Annotated in this window: 18 protein-coding genes; 6 read left to right on the forward strand and 12 right to left on the reverse strand. The window is 38.2% G+C overall.

Annotated elements, in window-relative coordinates; translation table 11 throughout:
• Window positions 1-14 precede the first annotated feature (14 nt).
• Window positions 15-1,331, forward strand: a complete 1,317-nt coding sequence (gene xseA, locus NU887_RS10025; protein ID WP_258423228.1) for an exodeoxyribonuclease VII large subunit — start codon at window positions 15-17, stop codon at window positions 1,329-1,331.
• Window positions 1,321-1,527 (forward strand): exodeoxyribonuclease VII small subunit, encoded by a 207-nt coding sequence (xseB, locus tag NU887_RS10030; protein ID WP_258423229.1) that lies wholly within the window; start codon window positions 1,321-1,323, stop codon window positions 1,525-1,527. Before xseA ends, xseB begins: the two co-directional genes overlap by 11 nt.
• Before the next feature lie 21 nt (window positions 1,528-1,548).
• On the opposite strand, the gene NU887_RS10035 is transcribed toward xseB, so the two are convergent.
• The 5 genes from NU887_RS10035 to NU887_RS10055 all read right to left on the reverse strand — a co-directional run bounded on the left by NU887_RS10035 (window position 1,549) and on the right by NU887_RS10055 (window position 8,741).
• Entirely contained in the window at window positions 1,549-2,052 is a 504-nt protein-coding gene (locus NU887_RS10035) for a UpxY family transcription antiterminator (RefSeq protein WP_258423230.1), read from the reverse strand.
• 141 nt (window positions 2,053-2,193) lie between these two features.
• On the reverse strand, window positions 2,194-5,604 hold the full coding sequence (locus NU887_RS10040) for an efflux RND transporter permease subunit (RefSeq protein ID WP_258423231.1): 3,411 nt from the start codon (window positions 5,602-5,604) through the stop codon (window positions 2,194-2,196).
• 7 nt (window positions 5,605-5,611) lie between these two features.
• A complete protein-coding gene (locus NU887_RS10045; RefSeq protein ID WP_258423232.1) occupies window positions 5,612-6,739 on the reverse strand; it encodes an efflux RND transporter periplasmic adaptor subunit in 1,128 nt (375 codons plus the stop codon).
• A 29-nt stretch (window positions 6,740-6,768) separates the two neighbouring features.
• A complete protein-coding gene (locus NU887_RS10050) occupies window positions 6,769-8,127 on the reverse strand; it encodes a TolC family protein (protein ID WP_258423233.1) in 1,359 nt (452 codons plus the stop codon).
• Window positions 8,124-8,741: a TetR/AcrR family transcriptional regulator gene (locus tag NU887_RS10055; RefSeq protein WP_258423234.1), complete on the reverse strand. Its 618-nt coding sequence runs from the start codon at window positions 8,739-8,741 to the stop codon at window positions 8,124-8,126. The genes NU887_RS10050 and NU887_RS10055 overlap by 4 nt, the downstream gene beginning before the upstream one ends.
• A gap of 216 nt (window positions 8,742-8,957) precedes the next feature.
• On the opposite strand from NU887_RS10055, the gene NU887_RS10060 reads away from it, so the two are divergent.
• Complete coding sequence (locus NU887_RS10060; protein WP_258423235.1) at window positions 8,958-9,764, forward strand: alpha/beta fold hydrolase; 807 nt, start codon at window positions 8,958-8,960, stop codon at window positions 9,762-9,764.
• A 117-nt stretch (window positions 9,765-9,881) separates the two neighbouring features.
• On the opposite strand, the gene NU887_RS10065 is transcribed toward NU887_RS10060, so the two are convergent.
• A complete protein-coding gene (locus tag NU887_RS10065; RefSeq protein ID WP_258423236.1) occupies window positions 9,882-11,216 on the reverse strand; it encodes a S41 family peptidase in 1,335 nt (444 codons plus the stop codon).
• Window positions 11,217-11,268: 52 nt separating this feature from the next.
• Window positions 11,269-11,658: a Dabb family protein gene (locus NU887_RS10070; protein WP_258423237.1), complete on the reverse strand. Its 390-nt coding sequence runs from the start codon at window positions 11,656-11,658 to the stop codon at window positions 11,269-11,271.
• A gap of 75 nt (window positions 11,659-11,733) precedes the next feature.
• Between NU887_RS10070 and NU887_RS10075 the strand changes: the two genes are divergently transcribed.
• The 3 genes from NU887_RS10075 to NU887_RS10085 all read left to right on the forward strand — a co-directional run bounded on the left by NU887_RS10075 (window position 11,734) and on the right by NU887_RS10085 (window position 15,190).
• The gene (locus NU887_RS10075; protein ID WP_258423238.1) at window positions 11,734-12,720 is read left to right on the forward strand and encodes an aldo/keto reductase; all 987 of its coding nucleotides are present in this window, start codon (window positions 11,734-11,736) and stop codon (window positions 12,718-12,720) included.
• A gap of 96 nt (window positions 12,721-12,816) precedes the next feature.
• Window positions 12,817-14,109, forward strand: a complete 1,293-nt coding sequence (locus NU887_RS10080; RefSeq protein WP_258423239.1) for a glycosyltransferase family 4 protein — start codon at window positions 12,817-12,819, stop codon at window positions 14,107-14,109.
• The gene (locus tag NU887_RS10085) at window positions 14,090-15,190 is read left to right on the forward strand and encodes a DegT/DnrJ/EryC1/StrS family aminotransferase (protein ID WP_338080991.1); all 1,101 of its coding nucleotides are present in this window, start codon (window positions 14,090-14,092) and stop codon (window positions 15,188-15,190) included. The genes NU887_RS10080 and NU887_RS10085 overlap by 20 nt, the downstream gene beginning before the upstream one ends.
• Here NU887_RS10085 and NU887_RS10090 read toward each other — a convergent pair.
• The 5 genes from NU887_RS10090 to NU887_RS10110 form a co-directional block, all read right to left on the reverse strand.
• Window positions 15,172-16,212 carry an adenylate/guanylate cyclase domain-containing protein gene (locus NU887_RS10090; RefSeq protein ID WP_258423241.1) on the reverse strand — a complete coding sequence of 347 codons (1,041 nt, stop codon included), beginning with the start codon at window positions 16,210-16,212 and terminating at the stop codon, window positions 15,172-15,174. The genes NU887_RS10085 and NU887_RS10090 overlap by 19 nt on opposite strands.
• Before the next feature lie 14 nt (window positions 16,213-16,226).
• The gene (locus tag NU887_RS10095) at window positions 16,227-16,604 is read right to left on the reverse strand and encodes a response regulator (RefSeq protein WP_258423242.1); all 378 of its coding nucleotides are present in this window, start codon (window positions 16,602-16,604) and stop codon (window positions 16,227-16,229) included.
• 11 nt (window positions 16,605-16,615) lie between these two features.
• Complete coding sequence (locus NU887_RS10100; RefSeq protein ID WP_258423243.1) at window positions 16,616-19,744, reverse strand: sensor histidine kinase; 3,129 nt, start codon at window positions 19,742-19,744, stop codon at window positions 16,616-16,618.
• A gap of 288 nt (window positions 19,745-20,032) precedes the next feature.
• Entirely contained in the window at window positions 20,033-21,397 is a 1,365-nt protein-coding gene (locus tag NU887_RS10105) for a sensor histidine kinase (RefSeq protein ID WP_258423244.1), read from the reverse strand.
• Window positions 21,398-21,573: 176 nt separating this feature from the next.
• A complete protein-coding gene (locus NU887_RS10110; protein ID WP_258423245.1) occupies window positions 21,574-23,754 on the reverse strand; it encodes a tetratricopeptide repeat-containing sensor histidine kinase in 2,181 nt (726 codons plus the stop codon).
• Window positions 23,755-24,099 lie beyond the last annotated feature (345 nt).

The raw sequence follows: 24,099 nt of genomic DNA on the forward strand, positions 1-24,099 counted from the left end.
GAGTAATTTCCCAAATGCAACAGGCCATTTCCCTTTTAGCGCTTAACCAACTGATCCGTGAAACATTAGATGTTCATCTTGAACCTTCTTATTGGATTGTAGCTGAAATCGGGGAACTCAAACAGGCAGGACAAGGTCATGCTTACCTCGATCTCGTAGAAAAGCAAGGGAATCAGATTGCAGCCAAAATGCGGGCAAATATCTGGGCTTATTCCTATAGGACTATTGCAGGAAGATTTCAAGCCACTACCGGTCAATCACTCCGCGCCGGAATGAAAATTTTGGCTCAGGTGACGGTTACCTTCCATGAACTATACGGAATCAGCCTCAATATCAAGGACATTGATCCCAATTTCACTTTGGGTGAAAGGGCAAGAATCCGTCAGGAAATCATTAACAGACTTTCCAAAGAAGGAATGATAGAGCTGAATAAACGCTACGCACTTCCGACTGTTCCCCAAAAAATCGCTGTCATCAGTTCTTCCACAGCGGCAGGATACGGTGACTTTGTCAATCAGATTGAACAAAACAGGTTTGGCTACAAAGTATGGTATAAGCTTTACCAAGCCACCCTACAAGGAACTGATGCAGCTGCGACCTTGATATCAGCATTTCAAAGAATAGAAGCAGACCAAAACTTAGAGAAGTTCGATGTCATCGTATTGATTCGCGGAGGAGGAGCTCAATTGGATTTGGATTGCTTTGACGATTATGGACTTGCGATGGCTATCGCAAAATCACCGCTTCCGGTGTTGACAGGAATAGGCCACGAGCGGGATGAAACCATCGCAGATCTTGTTTCACATACCAAAATGAAAACCCCGACAGCAGTAGCTGAATTTATCCTTTCAGGATTTAGGGATTTTGAGGACAGCCTCAACCTCTGGACAAAAAACCTGAGCAGGTTTGCCGGCCAAATGTTGGTTCAAGAGGATAAAAAGACAACCGAACTTGAAAACAGGTTGAAGAACCTAGTCAGATTCAATCTTTCAAAAAACATCGAAAAGCTGACTTTCTACCAAAATAGAATTAAGTCATCCTATCATAATCAGATCAAATTCAGTGCTTTATCCTTAATTAATTTAAATAAGAATTTAATCAAATCATGGAAGGTATTTATTGAAAAGGAAAACCGGAATTTAGAATTATTGGAAAAAGACTTGAACAAATCTGACCCTAATACTTTCTTTGAAAAGGGGTATACACGATCAGAAATCAACGGAATTCCGATCCATAAATCATCTCCCAAAATTGGGCAGGAAATGTTGACATTTTCAAAAAATATAATCCTATCAAGTACAATCAATGAAATCAAAGATTATGGAAAATAAAGCGAGTGGTTATGATGAAGGAATCAAGAGGATAGAAGAAATCGTGGCTATTCTCGAAAGTGGAGAAAAAGGAATGGACGAGTTGTCGGAACTGGTCAAAGAGGCTGCGATGCTCGTCAAAAACTGTAAGTTGAAGTTAAGGTCAACTGAATCCGAAATAGCAAAAGCCTTGGAAGATAATGCAGAGGAAAATTGAGTTTTTTTAAATAATCCAAGTTTACAAACCGATTACTTTTAGGAATTTCCGTTCGATATTCACTAATAGGTTTTGGTTGATTCCTGGAATCCTGATGATGAAATAATCCTTATTTCCTTTGTTTACGCATTCTCCCTTCATGTTTTGAAGTGGGCCTCCCATAATTTCGACCTGCTCTCCTGCTTCAATATCCGAGCCGTCTGTTTCCACGGCTACACCGGTATCAAGGATTCTTTTGATGGTTGCGATTTCCTCTTCTCTAACAGTGGCATGTTCTCCGGAAAAATTTACAAACTTAACAGCTCCAGGAACTTGTAGTGATTCCCATAATTTGGTGCGGTTGGTTTTGACGAAAACGTATCCATTGAAAAGTGCTTTTTGGACTTTCTTTTTTCTGTCACTCCACTGCCTCAATTCTTCAACGATTGGCAAGAATACCTCAATTCCCATTTCATTCAGTCTTTTTGCTACTTTTTTCTCTGACCTGGAAGTAGTATAAAGAACAAACCACTGCAATTCCGACATATAAAAATTTATTTTACCGGATGCAAAAGTAAGGATTTTAAGCTCTTGACTGACATATCTTTTTTTAAAAAACAAAAAACCCCCGGAATATTACTCCGGGGGTTTTGACATTTAAAAACCACCAACCTTTATTTAATCATGCTATTTCATTCTACGAATCAACATGTTTAATTTATCTGCCAATAAATACATGACAGGTACGACTACTAACGTCAAGAAGGTCGCAAAGGTTAGACCGAATATTACTGTCCAAGCCATTGGTCCCCAAAACGCTGCATTGTCGCCCCCAACGTAAAATTGAGGATCAAATGAACTAAGTAATGATCCGAAATTTATATTCATCCCTATTGCCAAAGGAATCAAGCCAAGTACTGTTGTAATCGCCGTAAGCAATACAGGTCTTAACCTTGTTTTTCCTGCTAGAATTATACTGCCAAGCAACTCATCCATTGGAAGGAATTCACCCTCAGGTGTTCCCAACTCTTCTCTTCTTCTTTGTCTTACTAGATTGGTATAATCAATCAACACGATCGCATTATTTACCACTACTCCTGCAAGAGAAATAATACCAATACCCGTCATGATCACGACAAAATCCATGTTGAAAATAACCAACCCCAAGAAAACACCGATGGTACTCAGCACAACAGAAGCCATGATAATCAAAGGTGTTGTCACTGAATTAAATTGAGCTACAATGATCAAAAATATGACTGAAATGGCTATGAACAAGGCATTCATCAGGAATGCTGTGGATTTTGCCTGCTCTTCCTGCTCACCTGTGAATTTTACAGTTATGCCTTCAGGCACATCATACTGAGCCACTAGCTCCTTCAATTGATTGTTGATCTCAGTTGGATTATAACCATCTGTTACATTTGAGAAAATTGTAATTACCTTGTTGAGGTCTTTTCTTTTAACAGAACCATATGTAGATCCATATTGCAAATCAGCAACAGCCGAAATCGGAACTTCCTTTTTGTTACCAAATTTGTCCCTAAAGCTGATTTTCTTATTGATCAAAGAAGAAATATCATAACGGTATTCGTCATTTAACCTCAATTGGATAGGAAAATCCTCTTCTCCTTCCTTGAATCGGGAAACCTCAAGTCCAAACAAAGCTGTCCGCAATTCAGTCGCAATTGTGGCGGTCGAAAGTCCGAACCTTCTGGCATTTTCCCGGTCAATATTGAGAATGACTTCAGGGCTACCCAATTCAAGATCTGACTTTAATTCTTCAATTCCGGGAACATTAGCAGACGCGAGATCTTCTCTGAATTGCCCTACAAATCCGATCAATTGTTCGAAATTTTCTCCGCTTACTTCGATATTCACCGGCTTACCTACAGGAGGTCCATTAGTCTGCTTATTGACAGTCACCAAAACACCAGGATAAATCTCCACCATCTCACGGATTTCTTCCATGATTTTATTGGTATTGATTCCTTGCCTAAATTGGTATTCGACAAAGCTGATTGTGATTTTTGCTTTATGGGGAGTATTGGCAATACTGGGGCCCATGGTCTGATCGCCTGTACCTTCACCTACTTGGGTGATGACAGACTCGATGATCGTTCCATATGGTTCAAGCAATTTTAACAAGTCTCCTTCCATCCTATCTACCATAAATGAATTGGTCGCTTCAGTATCTGTTCCGATTGGATTTTCGATGAAAATATTGACCAAGGCAGGCTGGTTATCCGGAAAGAAAAGCACTTTTGGAGCTCTTATCCCGAGTAATGCTATGCTCAAAAACAACAGCAATACGGTACCTCCAAAAAACAGATATGGATTCCTACCTCTTAAAGCAAAGGCCAAAGTCTTTTCATATGCATTTTCCATTTTGACAAGTAGCACATTTTGGAACCATCGGATAGCACCTCTAAGCACAAAAACATTGAAAACGGTCAGGATTGCAGCTAGCATCAAAATATTTGCAAAAGCAATCCAACCGGCAATGTATCCGATGATGGCCATTACTGTGAGTACCAATGAAACAACCAAAGGCCTTTTCTTTGACTTGACGATGTCCAGATTTTCAACCTTCATATAAACCGACGCCAAAGCAGGATTCACCACCAAGGCCACAAATAGAGAGGAAGAAAGGACAATGATCAATGTAATGGGAAGGTATTTCATAAATTCCCCGATGATATCATCCCAAAATGCCAAAGGCAGAAATGCTGCAAGAGTTGTAGCCGTAGAGGTAATGATTGGCCATGCGACTTCACCGACACCTTCTTTGGCTGCCCTTACCGGAGACAAGCCTTCGCTCATAAGTCGGTAAATGTTTTCAACGACCACAATTCCATTATCTACCAACATCCCCAAAGCAAGAATCAAAGCAAACAACACCATTAAGTTGAGTGATATTCCCAATGAATTCAAGATGAGGAAGGAAATGAACATTGACAAAGGAATCGCAATACCTACAAAAAGGGCATTTCTGAAACCCAAGAAAAACATCAAAACCAAAACCACCAATATGACACCGAAGATGATACTGTTTTCAAGATCGGCTACTTGTGCTCTTGTGGTCTTGGACTGGTCATTGGTAATGCTGATTTCCAAATCCTGGGGAAATCTCTGAGCTTTTGCTTCCTGTATGATTTCTTTGATTTTATCAGCAGCGTCCAATAGGTTTTCTCCACTCCTCTTGATCACATTTACAGTGACCACCGGAAGTTTGTTGCTACGGGCATAGCTTGTTCTTTCTTTATAAGTATCAGTGACAGTGGCCACATCACGGAGGTAAACAATCTTGCTTTCCTCGGTTTTGATGATAATGTCATTCAATTCATCGGGGGATTTGAATTCTCCGGTCACCCTTAATGATCTTCTGAAATCTCCTGAAAGAATATTTCCTCCGGAAATGGTCACGTTTTCTTGGGAAATCGCATCGGAAATATCGCTGAATGATACTCCTAAAGCTTCCATCTTGTAAATATCCGCATCTACACGGATTTCTCTTTCTATTGTACCACGCAGTTCAGCCTTAGAAATTTCACCAAGCTTTTCGATCTCATCCTCCAAAAATTCACCATATTTCTTCAACTCTTCCTCTGAATAGTTTCCGGAAATATTGACATTCATAATGGGAAAGTCTGAGGTGTTGATTTCCAAAACATCAGGCTCCTGATCAAGATCTGTAGGAAGCTCGCCCTTGGATTTGTCCACTGCGTCTTTCACATCCTGAATTGCTTTGGCAATTTCAACACCCGGATTGAATTCCACCACTATGGATGAAAAATCCTGAACTGAAGTAGAAGTGATGTTTTTGACGTTATTGAGCGACTTGAGCTCTTTTTCTATCGGTCTTGTGATAAGGTTTTCCATATCAACCGGAGAGTTTCCGGGATAAGCAGTACCCACATAAACCGTTGGTATGATGATTTCCGGAAAACTCTCCTTAGGCATCGTCCTGTATGCACCCAAACCCAATGCCGTGATAATGATCACTAGAATGAGTACGGATATCTGGTTGTCAACGGAAAACGAACTGATTCCAAATTCCCTGATAACTCCTTTTTTCTTTTCTTCTATCTCTGCCATAACAAAATTACTTGGCAATGTTTACAACAAAATTATCCCCCACTTCTCTGAATCCTTTGTCGACCAGAACTTCAGTTCCTGTCAAACCTTCCAAAACTTCAGTCACCTCTTTGTAGGTTTTTCCTCTTTTGATATACCTTTTCTTACTCAGGCTTTCATCGACAGTATAGACATAATCGCCTTTGTTGTCCTGAAGGATCAGGTAATTGGGTACCGTTACAGCAGTTTTGTTTTCATAATCCATGATTTTGATTACTGAAATCATATTTGGCTTCAAAAATTCCAAAGAAGGAACAGCAATTTCAACCTTAAATGTCCTGTTATTAGGATTGATGATAGCTCCTACTGAGGTAATCTTTGCCCTGAGCTCTTTTTCCACTGAAGGAAAACTAACCTCAACCGAATCACCCCTTTGAATCAAGCCTACATATTTTTCAGAAATGTCAGCCTCAATAAACAAGTCACTGTCACCCACAAACTGAAACATAGGCACTCCCGGCTGAACCAGTTCACCCAATCTTACCTGAACAGTTTCTACCGTACCGTTAAATGGCGCTCTCACCAAAGTTTTTGATTGTTGGGTCTTTAGCGAAGCGAGATTGGCTTCTAGCGTTTCTTTCCTGTTTTTTGATTCCAAATATTGGATTTCAGTACCAATCTGTTGCTTCCATAACCTGTCCTGCTTATCAAAAAGAATTTTCGCCAACTCAAGCTGTTTTTCAACTTCGTCAATATTTCTAAGGATAGTCTCTGCATCTATTTTGGCCAAAATCTGACCTTTGCTTACCCTCATTCCTTCTACAGCTGTGATTTCTTGGATTCTACCCAAAACCTCACCTGATATACTGACATTTTTCTTGGACAAAACCGATCCTGTGACTTCGACGAAATGCTCAAAATGCTTTTTTTCAACTTTGGTTGTCGAAATCAGAATGGATTTCCTGTTTTCTTTAGCAAACTCAGGGTCCAAAACCGCAATTTCTTTTTCCAAGGTTTCTATCGATGTCCTGAGACTGGCAGCATCAGCCTTCATCTTAGCCAATTCTTCTTTTTTGATACTGATCTCATCTTTGGGGCCACATGAAGCAGCCAAAACCAAAATGGCGATGATTAAAAAGGGAAAATTCGTTTTCATATTTTCTGTATGTTTTTTCTTTTGATAAATTATAATAAACCCAATGCTTTTTCCAGATCCACTTTGGCGATCAAAGCATCATAAAGCGCTGAAAAATAGTTTGTTTCGGCGTCCTTCAGGGCTGAATCAGCCTCTACCACCTCAAGGTTTGAACCAACGCCTTCATCGTATTTTATTTTTGCCATCCTAAAGACCTCCATAGCAAGTTCCCTGTTTTCTTGCTGGACTTTCAATGCCTGAATGTTATTCTCGAGGTTGGTTCTAGCTTGGAATTTTTCTACCTCGATATTGCTTTCCAAAAACAATTTTTGGTTTTCCAATTGACTCAACTGTGCTCTTTTTTGTTGGATTTGAGAGCTTTTCAACAAACCGTCAAAAATCGGAATACTCAATCTCAAGCCTATAAATGCGCCTGTAAACCACCTGTCATTTTCCCAGATCAAACCAGTTGACTGTGCAGCGGCGTTTCTTTGGTAGGTACCAAAAAAATCTAGATTTGGGATATACTGTGAGGTGGTGTATTTGATATCCAACCCAACCAAATCAATGTTGGTATTGATCTGATCCATTTCTACCCTACGGGTTCCTTCAAATGCGAACAGTTCATTGATTTCTTGGGGACTGTTCAGATCAGAAAGGCTTTCAGCCAATTCAATGTCAAATTCCATAGGAAGTCCCATTTGAAGCTTCAGGAGTTGGACGCTGATATCCCGGGCAGCATTGACCCTATCCATTTCGGTCAAAAGGTTATTTCGCTGAACCCTGATCCTGGAAACATCAATTTTCTCAGAAAAACCAGCTTCAAACAATGCCTGGGTCTCTTTTAACAATGTGTCCAATCTTCCAAGGTTGGCGCCTATCAGGCGGCTGCGCTGTTCATTGACCAAAACTGAGAAATAAGCTTTCTTGATAGTTTCCTTGACATCAATTTCACTCTTTTCCTTGTCAAATTCTGTCAACATCTTATATGTACGAGCGGCTTTTAATCCCACAAAATAGGATCCGTCAAAAATCATCTGATTAAGTTGGACCACCAACGCCGAACTGTAATTGACACCAAATCTTAGTGGAAGGACATCAGAATCGATATCCGGCTGTTGAAATCCTCCTTCGTTTGGCACAAAAACAATCGGAATTGCGGCATTATGGGTGATGTCATAGCTACCCGTAATCTGGGGTAACCCGGCCGACCGGCGTTCTACAATCTGTGCTTTGGCAATCATGGTCTCCAACTGTGCGTTTTTCGCATCCACGTTGTTTTCCAGGGCATACCGCAAGCTTTCTTCAAGTGTCAACTTCAGGACCTGATCAGATTGGGCATGTCCTTCAATCAACATAGCACAAAGGAATATCCCTATTCCTAAGAACTTTTTGGCTGTGGTTTTCATTGGTTTTCGTTTTTCTGTTTTAAGTATGCTTCTCTTCCTTTTTCTGTAAAAATTCCATATAGAAAGTGTTCGAAAATTTCTATCTGCAAATCGACCATGTTGTATTTTGATGGGGGAAATTTTATCGGATCAAAAGTGATCATCATCTGTTCCAATCTCAGTAAGGCTATAATCTCATTGTTTATTTCAGGCCTGAAAAAACCCTCTTCTTTTCCTCTTTCCAAAACATTGACCACTTCCTTAAAAATATGGCTGTGTTTGAAATCTTCGAACAATTGCCAGCATTGTGGAAAATAGCGCTGCAGTTCATTCATGACCAATGGATTGATATCTGCAAAACGCTTTCTCATATAAGTGGAAAGCCCCACTAGGTGCTCAATAATCCCATCATTTATTTTTGGGAGTATTTCCATCATACATTTGTCCTTCTCTAATGAGGCTGAAAATGTTTCATATACCAATTGGTTTTTATCTGCAAACTCCTGATAAATGGTTTTTTTCGACATCCCAGCTTGACGGGCAATATCATCCATTGTCACGGACCTTACGCCAAAACGCATGAACTGCTCTGCCGCAGTTTCAATTATCTTATTTCTTGTCTCCAAATTTTCCATAAGTAGGATACAAAACTCAGGAAACTATTTGAATGTTCAAAGTTTCTTAAGTTTTTTTTGAAATAATATTTTGAAAAACCTAATTTTGATTGGATACAAAAAATATAAAAAACCAATTTTATCATTTATACAGAATTATATACTTAAAAAACATTTTTTTATAAATTAATTATTCACAAAAGTTACCTTTGATTATATTTTATTTTAAATAAAAAAATGGAATTTCTGGAGACTACTTTTGGCCATTTGGCTTACAAAAAACATGGAACCGGTCAAAATATTCACTTACTTTTTCATGGATTTGGCCAAAATATGAAAGCATACGATTCATTTTTAACCCTCAGAAGGGAAACCGACACTTATTTGGTTTTCGATATGTTTTATCATGGACAGAGCAGTTGGAAATCGGTCAACCAAAAATTAACAAAGGCAATCTGGAGAGAAATTGTACTTCAATTGATGCAAAAAGAAAAGTTCGAAAAATTCCATCTTGTCGGATACAGCATGGGTGGCAAATTCTGTCTGATCACGTATGAGTTATTTCCAAATTTTGTCCAATCACTTCTCTTGATGGCACCGGATGGGATCAAAACAGGCTTTTGGTACAACATGGCCACGTTTCCGGGAATCCTAAACCGGTTGTTTAGACATGTTGTATTTCACCCGGAAAGGTTTTTTAGAACAATGGATTTTTTTCATCGGCTCGGACTTCTTCAAAGTAGCCTGATCAAATTTGTCAAATCTCAGATGGGCACCCGAAAAAAGAGGGCTCAAGTTTATTTTACTTGGAATGTATTTAAACCGCTCCGCCCTGATTTGGGGTTAATCATCAAAACTATCAGAATGAACCAGACACCCATTTCATTATTCACAGGTCAATTTGATAAAATGATCACTTCGGATAACCTCAGCAGGTTCAATTCCAAAATCCCACATCTTTTAATGTTTGAATTGAATTCAGGTCACAACACCTTGATTGAGGAAACTTTTAATTTCCTTTCTTCAAAAAATCAGATTCCCTGAAAAATCTATAAAAGACAAGAATAAATAAGGTTTCATTCTTTTGTAGGAATATAAAAAGCAAAAGCGGCATGAGTGCCGCTTTTGCTTTTTACTTTTGAAGTATTAACAATTCGATTCTCAATACATCGGAAATTCTTTCATTAAACCTTCAAATGCATCTATCATTTCCCATTTTGGAATATAGGATGTATGCTTCATCCTCGCACTCACAGAACCGCTTTGGATGAACTCCAGGGCAGCTTTCAATCTCTTTTCTTCTTTGTCATCCCAATTCCTTGCAGGATCGTCCCCAACTGTAAAATTGACAGGGAATCCGTCAAAATACTCAGCCCTTCCTTCAGAATTGGCTATGGCAAAAGTTATGGGTACCAATTCGACATCGTTGCTGCTTAGATTTCTATTGAAGCTTGACAAAGGAAATGACCCTACAGGTTTACCATAGGTGTTATCGCCAATCAAAACTAGATCCATATAAGGGTCTAGACAATTGACCAATAACTCAGAAGCTGAGGCTGAACCTCGTGAAGTAATGAATATAACACGGTCAAGGTTGAGATTTCCTTTCTTGGAAAAATTCACAGTCCGGTTGTTTCCGAATTTATTACCATTGTGTTTGTTGGTATACATTACTCTTCCATTGGCACTTGAAGGAGCGATATAATTCAAAATCTGCTCAGTCACAGCTACAGATCCTCCTCCATTGTACCTCAAGTCAATAATCAGTTCATTGATACCTTCAGCAATAAAGTAATTGAACAAATCCTCCACTTCTTGACTTCGGGTCGGACTAAGACCTGCAGTTGCTTTGAAGCTTTGATAAACCCAATGACCTACCTTTTTCGAGCCGACTTCATATACATTTTTGTATAAAACAGAATTGGTCTGAAATGCTCCCTTCTGGATAGTTCTTGTTGTCTCAGTTCCGTCAGGAAGTTTGAATTTGAAGGTATTGGTCACTCCAACTTCATTGGCACCCAAATTAAAAGAATAAACTCCTGTGCTTGTTTTATAGTCAGATATTGGTTTGCTGTTTATCTGAGTTATCTGCCATCCTCTTTTCCAACCGTCCTTTCCCGCAGGTGCTTCATCATAAACAAAGGCAACGAATAACTTTTCATCCTGATCAAAAGCGAAACTGAAACCATGTGCGCCTGAAGCTTGTCCTGTAAATGCCGCGTCAAAAGCAGCTTTTGTAGTAAGATAAGACCATATATCCAAAGGCTTGAACATCAATTCATCCAAAACAGCTTGGTTGGAAGCGAATTTTGAAACATCAAGTGTCTGAGGTAGCTCGGATTCCCAATAGTACCACTCTTTCATGCTTTCAAAAATCGCTTTTTTGACAACATCTTCCTGTACAATCGCAGGAACTTCTTCTTCCGGGTTACAGGCGGGAAACAACATGACAGCTACCATGAAAATTCCCCAAATGGATAATCTTACTTTTGACATAAACTTAACTAAGATGATTTTTTGGATATACGTAATTCTGAGCCAAAATGGTTTAAATCACAAAATCATAAACTTTTACACCTGACCACTTGTTCGAGTTTTTCTCAATAAATGCCAAATGCATCGGATCAGTCTGATAATAATTCTGGTCTTCGATGCTCTTAAAAAACAAAGTACATGCTACTTGGTAACTATGGTCGACCACATCTCTTGCTTCGGTGGGTGCCGGAACACCCATGTAGAAATTATCCACGGTCTTGCATTTTCCAAGCACTGAGGCCTCTTTCATAAAATCTTTTGTGTCTACGCCATCTTTCAACCAGAAAAACACCTGGTGGATCATTTTTTGTTTTGTTTCTTGTTCTGCCATAAGTGAAATTGGTAAAGTTGCTGCCGCTCCGGCAACGGTTAAGGTTTGGAGAAATTTTCTTCTGGATTTCATAAGGGTAATTTAAAGGTTTAAAGATAAAAATTTAAATTGCTTCCTGAAATTGACTGCCAAAATAAACAAATCGAGATGAATTATAGAAAACTTGGGAAAACAGGATGGTCAGTCTCTGAAATATCCTTAGGCACTTGGCAGGTCGGCGGAGGATGGGGAAATCTATTTGATAAAAAGCTTGCCAATCAAATCATCCACGCAGCAATAGATCAAGGAATCAATTTTATTGACACCGCCGATGTATATGATAATGGATTGAGTGAAGCAGCAGTAGGCAAGGCTGTTAGGGAAAGTTCAGAAAGGATATTTGTAGCTACAAAATGCGGAAGACAAATCCAACCGCATGTTTCTGAAGGATATACACCAAAAAATCTTAGAGCATTTGTAGAAGCTTCCTTGAAAAATACAGGACTTGAAGCCATTGACCTCATACAACTTCATTGCCCTCCTACCAATGTTTACGGACGGAATGAAATTTTTGAATTATTTGAAAAACTTAAAGAAGAGGGTAAAATTCTAGCTATGGGAGTAAGTGTAGAAACTGTCGATGAAGCTTTGGCGGCAATGAAATACGATATCGTTTCTTCCATTCAGGTTATTTTTAATATGTTCAGAATCAAGCCCTCTGAAACGCTGTTTTCTCATCCTGATATTGAAAACTTTGGGATAATTGCCAGAGTACCTTTGGCAAGTGGCCTCTTGACAGGTAGACTGACACTTGATACTGTTTTTTCCAAAGAAGATCACCGACAATTCAATCGGAAAGGAGAAGCTTTTGACAAAGGAGAGACTTTTTCAGGAGTAGATTATAAAAAAGGACTTCTTGCAGTAGAAGAATTAAAAGAAATATTCCGAGGCAATGAATCTTTAGCGTCATGGGCTATCAGGTGGATACTAATGTTTCCTCAAGTCAGCACAGTAATTCCAGGTGCTTCCAAAATCGATCAGGTTCTTTCTAATGTCAAAGCTTCTAATCTTCAAGAGATTTCGTCCAAGGAAATGGAAGCTGTCAAAAATATTTATGACAAATATTTCAAGGCAGACATACATCCTTTGTGGTAAAGTTCGACGGGGTTTTTCCAAAAGCAAATAAGAGAAACCTTTATATCCAAATTGATCAAATTGTTTACTGTAAACTGAACACTATCAACTGAACAAATGGCTAAGCGGGTACTTATCATCACTTATTATTGGCCACCTTCTGCGGGTTCGGGCGTACAGCGATGGTTGAAGTTCGCAAAGTATTTACCTGAATTTGGTTGGGAACCGGTCATCTTCACTCCCGAAAACCCTGATTTTGAACTCAAAGATGAAAGTCTTGAGAAAGAAATCAGTCCTACTTTAGAGGTACTGAAATTTCCGATATGGGAACCATATGGTCTTTTTAGAAAGATAAAAAAAGAGCAATTGGCTGACACTTCAAAAGTCCTTGAAAAGAAGAAAAAATCTTTCACTGACAAAGCCGGAATCTGGCTTAGGGCTAATGCTTTGATTCCTGATCCAAGAAAATTCTGGATAAAACCTTCGGTAGAATTCTTGACTGAGCTGATTGAAAAAGGGCAATTTGATGCCATTATCACTACAGGGCCACCACATAGTTTGCATTTGATTGGATTAATTCTCAAGCGAAAAACAGGCATTAAATGGATTGCAGACTTCAGGGATCCTTGGTCCAAATGGGAGTTCCTAGATACACTGCCCATGATGGATTGGGTACGAAAAAAGCATGAAACCTTTGAAAAAGAGGTGCTAAGTGAAGCAGATTCCATTATGACTATCAGCCCAACTTTTCAAAAAGACTTTGAAAATCTTTCAGGTAAAAAAATCCACCTATTGACCAACGGATTTGATATGACCGATTTACCTGAAAATTGGTCAGCTTTAAAGCCCTCTGCAAATGGTCTTGAAATACTTTATACAGGTGTGATTGATTCCATCCGCAATCCAATCCCCTTTTTAACGGCATTGAAGGAAGTCTTCGAAAAGAAATCAGAAAAAGTTAATCTTCGATTTGTAGGGAAAGTTTCCGAGAATGTCAAAAGTGAAATTGAATCAGATTCTTGGCTTAAAGAACATGTGATATTGGAAGGGTATGTCACACATGAAGCAATTTTTAAGTTTTACCAAAATGCCCATTTGCTTCTTTTGATCCTGACCGATACCAAAAATGCCCAAGGAAACATTCCCGGAAAACTTTTTGAATACATAGCTACAAGGAGACCCATTATAGCTTTGGGAGATCCTGATGGTGATAGTGCCAAAATATTATACAATTCGGGTTCGGGAAATGTTTATACCCATAAAGATATACAGGGAATACGTTCTTTTATGCAAGATTTCCAACCAAAATCTGACTTTAGTGAATCCAGTTCAATCGAGAATTATTCCAGAAAAAAGCTAACCAAGCAACTCGCCAAAATATTAAATGAAAATGCCAATTCCGTTTCTTGACCTGAGTTTGATTGACCGGGAACTGAAGTCTGCTTTGGAGCGGAAATTTTCAGACATGTTATCTGAGGGAATATTTTCCGGAGGAAAGGAAGTGGAGTTGCTTGAAAAAAATCTTTGTCTTTTCCTAGACACAACATGTGCCATTATTCCTTGTTCAAATGGAACTGACGCTTTAGAAATCGCTCTCCGTGCTATAGGGATCGGGAAAAATGACGAAGTGATTGTACCTGCCTTGACTTGGGTTTCCACTGCTGAAGCAGTATCGATGGTAGGAGCAACTCCTGTTTTTATTGATACGGATTCTTCAGGACTGATGAATTTGGAATTGTTGGACAGTGCCTTGAGTCCTATGACAAAAGCAGTGATCGGGGTTCATCTTTATGGGAAAATGTTGGATATGGAAAAACTTGTATCATGGTCCAAATCTAAGGGAATCAAGGTAATTGAGGACAATGCACAGGCTTTTGGAGCAATTCAAAAAGGGAAAAGTGCCGGTTGCTTTGCTGATATAGGATGTTTAAGTTTTTATCCAACCAAAAACCTTGGAGCACTTGGAGAGGCCGGTGCACTGATTACACAAGATGAACAGCTCGCCATGAAAATAAGAATGCTGATCAACCATGGCCAAATCAGCAGAGACCATCATGAAATTCTCGGCAGAAATGCCAGAATTGACACCATTCAAGCAGGTTTTTTAAATGTAAAAATGAGTTTTTTTCAAACTTGGCAGCAAAAAAGAAAAACCTTGGCCGGTGTTTATCTTAAAAAACTATCAGGTGTAGGAGACATTATTCTACCTGAGACAATTTTGGCTCCTGACCATAATGCCCATTTATTTGTGATACAAAGTGATTATAGGGATGCATTAAGGCAGTATCTGGAAAACAAGGGAATTGGAACAGCCATCCATTATCCAACCATAGTCCCAAAAATGAAACCTTATTCTTTTCAAGAGGAATACAAAGTCTCAGAAAAACTTTCCAAAACTGTACTCTCTCTTCCTTTGAACCCATTTTTGGAAGAAAATGACATTAAGAATATCAGTGCCAAAATCAAAAATTTTTACTCCAAAATCTCATAGGTTATTACCGGCTTTTCCCTATTTTTTAAATCAAAAGATCCGACTTTTTCAAAGTGGAATGAATTTTTGGCAGATTCGTAGCATGCTTCGCTCACCAAAATCTGTCCTCTATTTGCAGCTGCCTGCAATCTTGCTGCCACATTTACGGTATCTCCGATGACGGTGTAATCAAGTCTTTTTAGCGTGGCAGATCCAATATTTCCCCAAACCATGTCTCCTGTATTGATTCCTATAGAAACATCAGGTTTATAGGTACCTGATTCGATTCCGATTTTGGCTTCATGGATTTTGGACCTAATCGAAGAACAAGCTCTGATACCTTTCTCCAAATGTCTTTCACCTTTGAAGGTAGCCAATATGGCATCTCCCATAAATTTATCCACAACACCTGATTCTTTGATGATTTCTTGGACCATGATATCAAAATAGGCGTTCAACATGCTCACAACCCTGTCAGCAGGTTCATTTTCACTGATGGCCGTAAACCCACATATGTCAATAAAAACCACAGTTCCTTCTTCTATTTCATTATCGAAAAAGGATGATTCAGCATCCTTTCCCACCATGAAATTTAAAACTGTTTCATCAACATACATTTTGAGGATGTTGTTTTCCTTTATCGCTTTTATTGTTTCTTTGATACCCTGTACATGTTTTATTGTCCTGTCGATTGTGATTTCAAGGTCTACGAAATTGACAGGCTTTGTCACAAAATCAAAGGCGCCTCTATTCATGGCAGTCCGGATATTGTCCATATCACCGTAGGCTGATACAATTACAGATTTCATCAATCCATTCAGCTCATTCAGTTTGGAAAGAAGCGTCAAACCATCCATTTCAGGCATATTGATATCACTCAAAACTACATCCACATCCTTATGCTCATGGAGTTGTTCTAGCGCATGCCTACCATTCAGCGCAAATACAAATTCATATTCATTCTGCCGAATTTTCTGCCTAAACTTCTGTTTGATCAAAATCTCCAAATCAGCCTCGTCATCAACTACTAATATCTTTGCCATAATAAATCAATGATTTAAGTTTTCATCAAATTCCGAATTTCCTCTTTAAGAGATTCAAAATCAATTGGTTTTGTGAAAAATTCCTTTGCGCCGGATTTGATTGCTTTGTTATAATTATCGCTGTCCCCATAAGCAGAAATCATACTAACGTTGATCTGTGGAAAGCGATCCTTGATTTTTTCCAATAATTCTAGGCCTGTCATTCCCGGCATATTGATATCTGAAAATACGTAGACAACATTTGGAGGGTCTGATTCCTCTAATATTTCCAATGCTTCTGCACCTGAAAAAGCGAATACCAATTCCAGATTTTCGGTACGTGTTTCCTTTCTGAATTTTTGCCTAAAAAGCATTTCGACGTCTTTTTCATCGTCCACAATCAGTATTTTCATAACAATCTAAATTATTGAATCTTTGGAATTAAAATAATAAATCTGGTGTAAACTCCCACCTGAGAGTCTATTTCCAGAACACCCTCATGGTCTTTAATTATATCGTGTGTGATGCTCAGGCCAAGTCCCGTTCCCTCTGTCCCTTTTTTAGTCGTGAAAAACGGCATCAGCAACTTATCACGAATATCATCCGCCACACCTGGCCCATTGTCCTCAACTACAACCATAACACTGTCATCAAGGTTTTTGGTACTCACAGAAAGTTTAGGGAGATAATCTTTACCAATTGCTTCAATTTTATCCCGCATTGCATCAAATGCATTTTTGCATAGATTCAAAATTACCCTACTAAAGTCCTCAGGATTGAGCATCACTTTGGCAAGGTTTTCTTCTAATTGGACTTTTATATCCACATTGATCGGATTCTTGCTTGCCCGCATTCCATGAAAAGCTAGATTGACATATTCCTTAATCAATTCATTAAGATCTGTCGGTTCCTTGATTCCTTTTCCACCCCGTGAGTGCATCAACATCGACCTTACAATGCCGTCAGCACGTGACCCATGTTGCAAAATTTTGGCAAGGTTTCCGTTAACTTCATCAAGAAGGGAGTTGATTTCTTCCTTAATTTCAACCTGTTCCAACTTCTCGACAGCTTCTTTTATTTCACCGACATATTCAATACTCAGCTCTGAAAAATTATTAACAAAGTTCAAAGGATTTTTAATTTCATGGGCTATTCCTGCTGTAAGCTGCCCTAGACTGGCCAATTTTTCCTGTTGGATAAGTTGCTCTTGCGTGGCTTTTAAGTTTTCATAAGCCTCTCTTATTTCATTTGCATGTTCCAATTCTCTTTCTCTAGCTTTTTCTCGTGCCTTAGCTATTAATCTCCTTCTCTGGTAGCGGTCAATCAAGTAAATTATGAATCCAATTATTGTCAGGTATACTAGATAGGCCCACCAGGTACCGTACCAAGGTGGAAGAATGGTAAATGAATATGTAACCTCTTCACTGACTGAATTATAAATGTTTTTTGCTCTCACCCTGAAGGTGTAATCCCCCTTACCTAGGTTGGTATATTCTTTGTATGAGTTTGTTCCCCAATCTGACCAATCTTTGTCAAAACCTTCCAAAAAGGTTTGAAACTCAATCCGATCCTCTTGTTCAAAAAACGGGGATGCATAATCAAACCTCAAAGAATTAATACTATTTTTAATTTCTGACTTTAGGGATCCGGAAGATTCATTCCACTCTAATAAATCCGGACCTGCTTTTACCTGCCTCATTAGAATTTTAAAATCCCTGGATTCGTTTCCACTGACTTTCTCATCCAACCTTATCAATCCATTACCAGTTCCCATCCACACGATCCCGTTTTCCTCAAAATAAAAAGACAAAATCACCTCACCTCCAAACATATTTGCAGGGCTATCTACGATTTTATAGCTCCCATCAGGTTGCGGTTCTGCTATAGCTTGCTTTTCCTCAAATTGAATCCAGACTCTTCCCTCAACATCTTCCTGAATAAATGCTTCTTCTGGTGCTACATTTCTTGAATCAATACTGAATACACTATCAATTTGAAATTTTTCAGTTTTGGTATCAAACGTATAGAATCCTGAGGCTGCAGGAAAATAAACTTTGTCTTTTACCTCTAAGACAAAACCTGAACCGTCCTTAAGGCCTTGCTCAGGGCCAAAATTTCGGATTTTTGATTTTTGTATATCTAAATTTCCAGAGGAATCCTCTTCGAATTCGACTTTGAATACCACTCCGTCTTGAGTACCGACCCATATTTCCCCTCTTGAATTTTGGGCAATGGACCATATTTGATTTTGGAGTAAAGGGACTTTTCCCAAATTCTCCCAAATGGTTTTGCCAGAATCCAAATTCCTTTTAAATATAACTAGACCTTCATTGGTTCCTGCAAACAAATAATTCGGACGATTAGGTGAAATCGATAATGAAAGGGCTTCAAATCCTAAATCAGTCCCTTCAATTTGGATAAGTTCTTGGTCTCTTATGATGAACAATCCCTTAGTGGGCACTATCAAATCCTCACCATCCCTCAATAATTGAAAAATCTGGGTATTGGGAACTCCAAGAATCTTGTTAAAACTTTTGGTTTTATTTTCAAATTTAAATAGACCTGTGGCTGTTCCTGTGTAGAGATTTCCTTTTACACGTGCCATTGACAAAACACCACTATTAAGGCCTGATTGCTTGGTAAATCTTGTGGCAGGTGAAGATGCCTCGACTCTTGCTATTCCGTTTTCACTACCCAACCATAAAGTGCCTGATTTATCTAAATAGGTGGCATAAAAAGATTCATCTAACATTCCTGTCTCACTATTGATGATTTTTTGGACTTCACCATCCTTGTTTACAATCACCAAACCTTCTCCTAACAATGAAAAAGCCAGATTTCCGTCAGGAAGAGAAATTCCTTTATAAATAACAGAACCGTTTTTTACAAATGGGTCAATTTCTGATTTGAAAGGCTGAAATTTTTCTCCATCGTAAAGTATAAACCCACTAAAAAACATACCAAAAAGATACTTTTTTTTGCCTTCAGGACTTTCACCAAGAGGTACCATGACTTGTACTCTTTCATCCCCCAAAATTTCACTGCCCTCTATAATTTCTAACTCTTCTCCAACAACTTTAAATAGACCTTTTCCAAGTTCATGAACTATAACCTCTCCATCCTTGTCAAATGCATACATAAATGAGGTCTCAGGTTTCCAGATTTTAAATTCCTTCGCTGTATTATCTTCATTAAGTTCCAATCTAAATAGAAATTCTCTTGCCTGTCCAAAAATTTTGTTGCCTGAAAAAACCAAACTCCAGATATCTCCATATAGGTCTTCCTTATTCGAAAAAATAGACTTCAGGGATTTTGGCCTAGTAAACCCAAATGGGTCAACTTCCAAATAACCAAAATCACTTCCTCCAAAAAACACTTTCCCGTTTGGATCTTTTCCCAAAAATCGGACATTAGAGGACCCGAATTCTTTAAGCAAATCAACCTTTCTCCAAGAAACTCCATCAAATTCCACAATACCATTAGAAGTACCAAAGTACATGATCCCTCTATTATCTTCAACTGCGCTCCAAACCTGATGGTGGCCTTTGTACACATTGGGAGGATAGGCTTTAATGGGTGGAATACCAATTTCAATATCGGATTGAGCTATTCCGGGAAATTGGATTAAAAGAAAAAAAAATAAAATGAAAACCGGTAAATAAAATATGCTACAAAAAGAGTTATTCGGGCGAAAGGCTTTTTTCATATTATGACAAAGGTCAATTATTAATGTAAAATACAAATTCTATTCGATATTTTGAACATCCTTTGTTTTTAACTCAATTGATGTATCGCTAACTCAATACTTAAAACAAATTCTAGATAAGGATAAAATGTATTCCTAATGCCCCGTTGGTAAAGTAATTACAAAATGAGTTCCTCTTCCTGCTGCACTTTCTACATTTAATTCTCCTCCATGTGCTTTTACAATGTCATACGAAAGGGATAAACCCAAACCCGTCCCCTGTCCTGTTGGCTTTGTGGTAAAGAAAGGTTGGAAGATTTTCTCCTTTATGTCTTCAGGAATACCCGGTCCGTTGTCGGAAACAGTGATTTGTATTTTTTTTCCAAGTTTCTTGGTAGAAACGGTTACTGTGGGTTTCAATTCCGGATTCTTTATCCTGTATTCAGAGTTTCCGCATGCATAAAATGCATTGTTGATCAGGTTTAACAATACCCTTCCGATGTCTTGTGAAACAATATTTACTTTCGGTAATGAAGCATCAAAATCCATTTTAAAATCGGCGTTGAAACTTTTATCCTTGGCCCTCAAACCATGATAGGATAATCTCAAAAACTCATCTGCCAATTCATTGACATCGGTCAGCTCCTTTTGGCCGGAACCTGTCCTGCTGTGTTGCAGCATTCCTTTGACGATGCCATCTGCCCTCTTGCCATGATGGGCTATTTTTCCCAAGTTTTCTTTGATGTCTTTTAATATTTCATCTATTAATTCTTCATCTCTGGCTTCTTGTTTTTTACTTCTCTCCTCTTCGATCTCTTCTATCAGTTCGTTACTGACTTCCGAAAAGTTATTCACAAAATTCAATGGATTTTGTATCTCGTGGGCGATTCCGGCAGTGAGCTCTCCAAGAGAAGCCATTTTTTCTGCCTGAATGAGTTGGGATTGGGCAGCTTTAAGTTCGCTGAGGGTAGTTTCCAATTCTTCTTTTTGTCGAGTGAGAGCGGCAGTACGTTCCGCAACCTGGATTTCAAGCTGGGCCTTGAGAGCTTGACTCATCTGAAACTCTTTCTCTTTTTCAAGCGCTTTCAATCTTTCTGCATCAAGTGCTTTTTTCTGTTTTCTACCTGTCCACCATACAGAAATAGCCCATATAAAAGCAAAGAATTCAGCTGTCTCAAAGTAAGTGTCAATTTTACCAAAAAAATCAGGTGCCAGATTTTGAATCAACTGTCCGGCAGAAGTGATAATAAAATAAGGCAGCACAGCATAGACGAATGATTTCCCTTTAGAAAATCCGGGTACCCTATAGACCAAATAACTGAGGGCGACAAATAATGCTATGGTCAATACAGTGAGTAGAAAACCCGGAAGCAGATGGGTGACTTCCAAAAAAATAAGAGCAACTCCTATCCCGATTCCTATTCTTAGTAATTTCTCCCATTTGGCAAAATCAGCCGTTAAATCTCTATTCTTCCTGAGATAGTTTAAAATAAAGATTGAAATAATATTTTCTAAAATCATATTTCCTTTTGTGAGGTAATTTTTTTAAAATATTCAAAAACCAAACATAATGCCTAACAAATTATTTTTTTTGCAAAATTTTTACTGACAGAATTACGAATTCCAAGGAAAAACCGGTATCTGAAATCCCAATCCTATTACCGGAATTAATTTGGATTTACGCCTTAAATATCAATCTAGACAGGTAAAGTTATAATAAACTCTGTCCCCTCTCCTTCTTTAGATTCTACAGTAATTTCCCCTCCGTGGGCTTTGATAATATCGTAACTTAAACTCAAACCTAATCCTGTTCCTTGACCTGTGGGTTTGGTGGTGAAGAAAGGTTGGAAAATCTTATCTTTGATAGAATCAGGAATACCCGGTCCGTTATCCTTTACTGATATTTCGATTTTATTTCCTTTATTTTTAGTCGATACAGTTACAAGTGGTTTGCATCCTGAACCGGGATTAATAGATTTTTTTATACTAAACTCATTGTTATTCAAAGCCTGAAAAGCATTACTTAAAATATTCATTAGTACCCTACCAATGTTTTGCGGGACAATATTGACTTTGGGCAGATTTGGATCTAAGTTGGTCTTGGTCTCTATTGTAATAAATTCGCCATTAAAGGATTTATCTTTGGAATTAATGCCATGATAAGAAAGCCTAAGGTATTCTTCACATAATGAATTGATATTTGTCGGTTCTTTTTCTCCTGTACTTGGACGGCTGTGAGCTATCATGCCTTTAACAATAGCATCTGCTCGCTTTCCGTGGTGGGTGATTTTATTCAGGTTGGTTTTGACATCTCTCAAAACTTCACTAATAAAAGCTTCGCTTCTTTTATCTGCGCTTTTGGCTCTTTCCTGTTCAATTTCATCAATCAATTCGCTACTGACTTCTGAAAAATTATTTACAAAATTTAATGGATTCTGGATTTCATGTGCAACTCCCGCTGTCAGTTCCCCAAGAGAAGCCATCTTTTCTGATTGAATCAATTGGGCTTGAGCGGATTTCAGTTGGTCAAAAGCAGATTCCACTTTTTCTCTTTGGGCGTGGATTTCTTCTTTTTGGGCTTGAAGTAAGTGATTTGCCTTTTGCTTGCTGAGGTTATTTTTAAACAAAGAAATACTGATGATGATAAACATCACCAATCCTCCTAATGAGGTAAAGATGATTATCCTTTGGTTAAAAACTGCGGCATTTTTTAAATCCGTATCTTTTTGAAGAAGGGCTATTTCTGCCTCTTTTTTATCCAATTCAAATTCGAATTGAAGTTGTTGGATCATTTTTTCAGTACTCGATTTTGCAATTTCCTCCTTTACAGACTTTGCATTGATTTCATTTTCATAGGCAGCTTTATAGTCTCCCACAAAGGCATGTATTTCCGAAAGATTTAGATATACATCAACCAATTCGTTTTTTGCATCTATCTCCTTAGCTATGATTTTGGCTCTTTCCAAAGTATTGACAGCACTCTCAAAATCTTCCCTTTTCCTTTGGGTTTTGGCTAATCCTATCAAGCCTTGTGTCAGCTCAAATTTTGCATCCAAGCGTTCAGAGATTTCCAATGCTCGTCTGTGAAAACCAAATGCTTTTTGAAAATTCCCCAATTGAGCATTGATTTCACCTAATTGAGTGAGCGGAAATGTCGCGTCAAGAGTACCATCGCAAAGTTCTAAAGCCAATTGATGAAAATATATTGCAGAATCATACTTAGATTTTAAAAAATAAACCTCTCCAATATTCATAGCTGCAGTTGCTTTCCCCTGCTCTGATTCTGTTTCCTGAAACACTTTTAGGGATTTTTTGAAAAACCCCAATGATTCATTGATTGTGTTTGGGTTTTTTTGGTAGACAGTCCCAATATTATTCAATGAAGTCCCAATCCTCAATTTGTTATCAAGCTCCTCAGATAGTTTGAGCGATTCAAAATGAAGTTCTAAAGCCCTGGTACTGTTTCCCAACAAAAAATAAATGGAACCTAGATTGCTTAAAATATTTGCTTCACCTGTTTTATCATTGATGTCGTGAAAATTTTTCAATGCTTCTTGAAAGCTCAAAATACCTTCCTGAAAACTACCCTGCTGGGCATATGCCCTTCCTTTTGCATTGTAAGCATCTGCAAGACCCTTTTTGTAATTTAATTTATTTCCCAAAGAGATGGCTTCATCGAAGTAAAATATGGCTTTATTTATATCTGAGCCTAAAAATTCGAGACCCAATTCCAAATAGTGGGAGACTTTTACACTGTCATCATTGAGTTTTTCTAGAGAGTTAAGCAAACTATCAGACCTGTAGGTCTGCCCAACACTATGCCAAACAAATACTAAATAAAACAATGGAAAAAGAAGGATGTATTTAAAAATAGTCATATTTCGGTTCATATACCTAAGAGAATACTAATAACAGCGCTTTTGTCAGAACGGGTATTTTTTCCTCATTTTACACTTTTAAAAATATCATTAAATTAACCAAAATCCAATCATGTCATTTTTCAAATGATTTTGAATTTAAAAATATGTTTTCCTTCTCTTCATCATTTATAAAAAAAGCATCTGTTTTCAATGCAATTGAATTCACTTTGGCCCGTTTTCCATTGATTGTGGTCGATTTTTAACAACCCTAAGACCAATTTAATCTATGCTTTCAAAATATCTGATGACCTAACTATTAATCGATGGATCATTTTTCCCGACAAAAAGGCATAAAATCATTTA

Origin of the sequence: Aquiflexum gelatinilyticum (assembly GCF_024741135.1) — a bacterium.
Classification (GTDB): Bacteria; Bacteroidota; Bacteroidia; order Cytophagales; family Cyclobacteriaceae; genus Cognataquiflexum; species Cognataquiflexum gelatinilyticum.

Bases quoted from the DNA above. Each gene is read 5' to 3' on its own strand.
- NU887_RS10080 (WP_258423239.1), top strand. From the start codon at position 12,817: ATGGCTAAGCGGGTACTTATCATCACTTATTATTGGCCACCTTCTGCG.
- NU887_RS10095 (WP_258423242.1), bottom strand. From the start codon at position 16,604: ATGAAAATACTGATTGTGGACGATGAAAAAGACGTCGAAATGCTTTTT.
- NU887_RS10060 (WP_258423235.1), top strand. From the start codon at position 8,958: ATGGAATTTCTGGAGACTACTTTTGGCCATTTGGCTTACAAAAAACAT.
- NU887_RS10105 (WP_258423244.1), bottom strand. From the start codon at position 21,397: ATGATTTTAGAAAATATTATTTCAATCTTTATTTTAAACTATCTCAGG.
- NU887_RS10045 (WP_258423232.1), bottom strand. From the start codon at position 6,739: ATGAAAACGAATTTTCCCTTTTTAATCATCGCCATTTTGGTTTTGGCT.
- xseB (WP_258423229.1), top strand. From the start codon at position 1,321: ATGGAAAATAAAGCGAGTGGTTATGATGAAGGAATCAAGAGGATAGAA.
- NU887_RS10090 (WP_258423241.1), bottom strand. From the start codon at position 16,212: ATGGCAAAGATATTAGTAGTTGATGACGAGGCTGATTTGGAGATTTTG.
- NU887_RS10035 (WP_258423230.1), bottom strand. From the start codon at position 2,052: ATGTCGGAATTGCAGTGGTTTGTTCTTTATACTACTTCCAGGTCAGAG.
- NU887_RS10085 (WP_338080991.1), top strand. From the start codon at position 14,090: ATGCCAATTCCGTTTCTTGACCTGAGTTTGATTGACCGGGAACTGAAG.
- NU887_RS10040 (WP_258423231.1), bottom strand. From the start codon at position 5,604: ATGGCAGAGATAGAAGAAAAGAAAAAAGGAGTTATCAGGGAATTTGGA.
- NU887_RS10055 (WP_258423234.1), bottom strand. From the start codon at position 8,741: ATGGAAAATTTGGAGACAAGAAATAAGATAATTGAAACTGCGGCAGAG.
- NU887_RS10070 (WP_258423237.1), bottom strand. From the start codon at position 11,658: ATGAAATCCAGAAGAAAATTTCTCCAAACCTTAACCGTTGCCGGAGCG.
- NU887_RS10065 (WP_258423236.1), bottom strand. From the start codon at position 11,216: ATGTCAAAAGTAAGATTATCCATTTGGGGAATTTTCATGGTAGCTGTC.
- xseA (WP_258423228.1), top strand. From the start codon at position 15: ATGCAACAGGCCATTTCCCTTTTAGCGCTTAACCAACTGATCCGTGAA.
- NU887_RS10050 (WP_258423233.1), bottom strand. From the start codon at position 8,127: ATGAAAACCACAGCCAAAAAGTTCTTAGGAATAGGGATATTCCTTTGT.
- NU887_RS10110 (WP_258423245.1), bottom strand. From the start codon at position 23,754: ATGACTATTTTTAAATACATCCTTCTTTTTCCATTGTTTTATTTAGTA.
- NU887_RS10075 (WP_258423238.1), top strand. From the start codon at position 11,734: ATGAATTATAGAAAACTTGGGAAAACAGGATGGTCAGTCTCTGAAATA.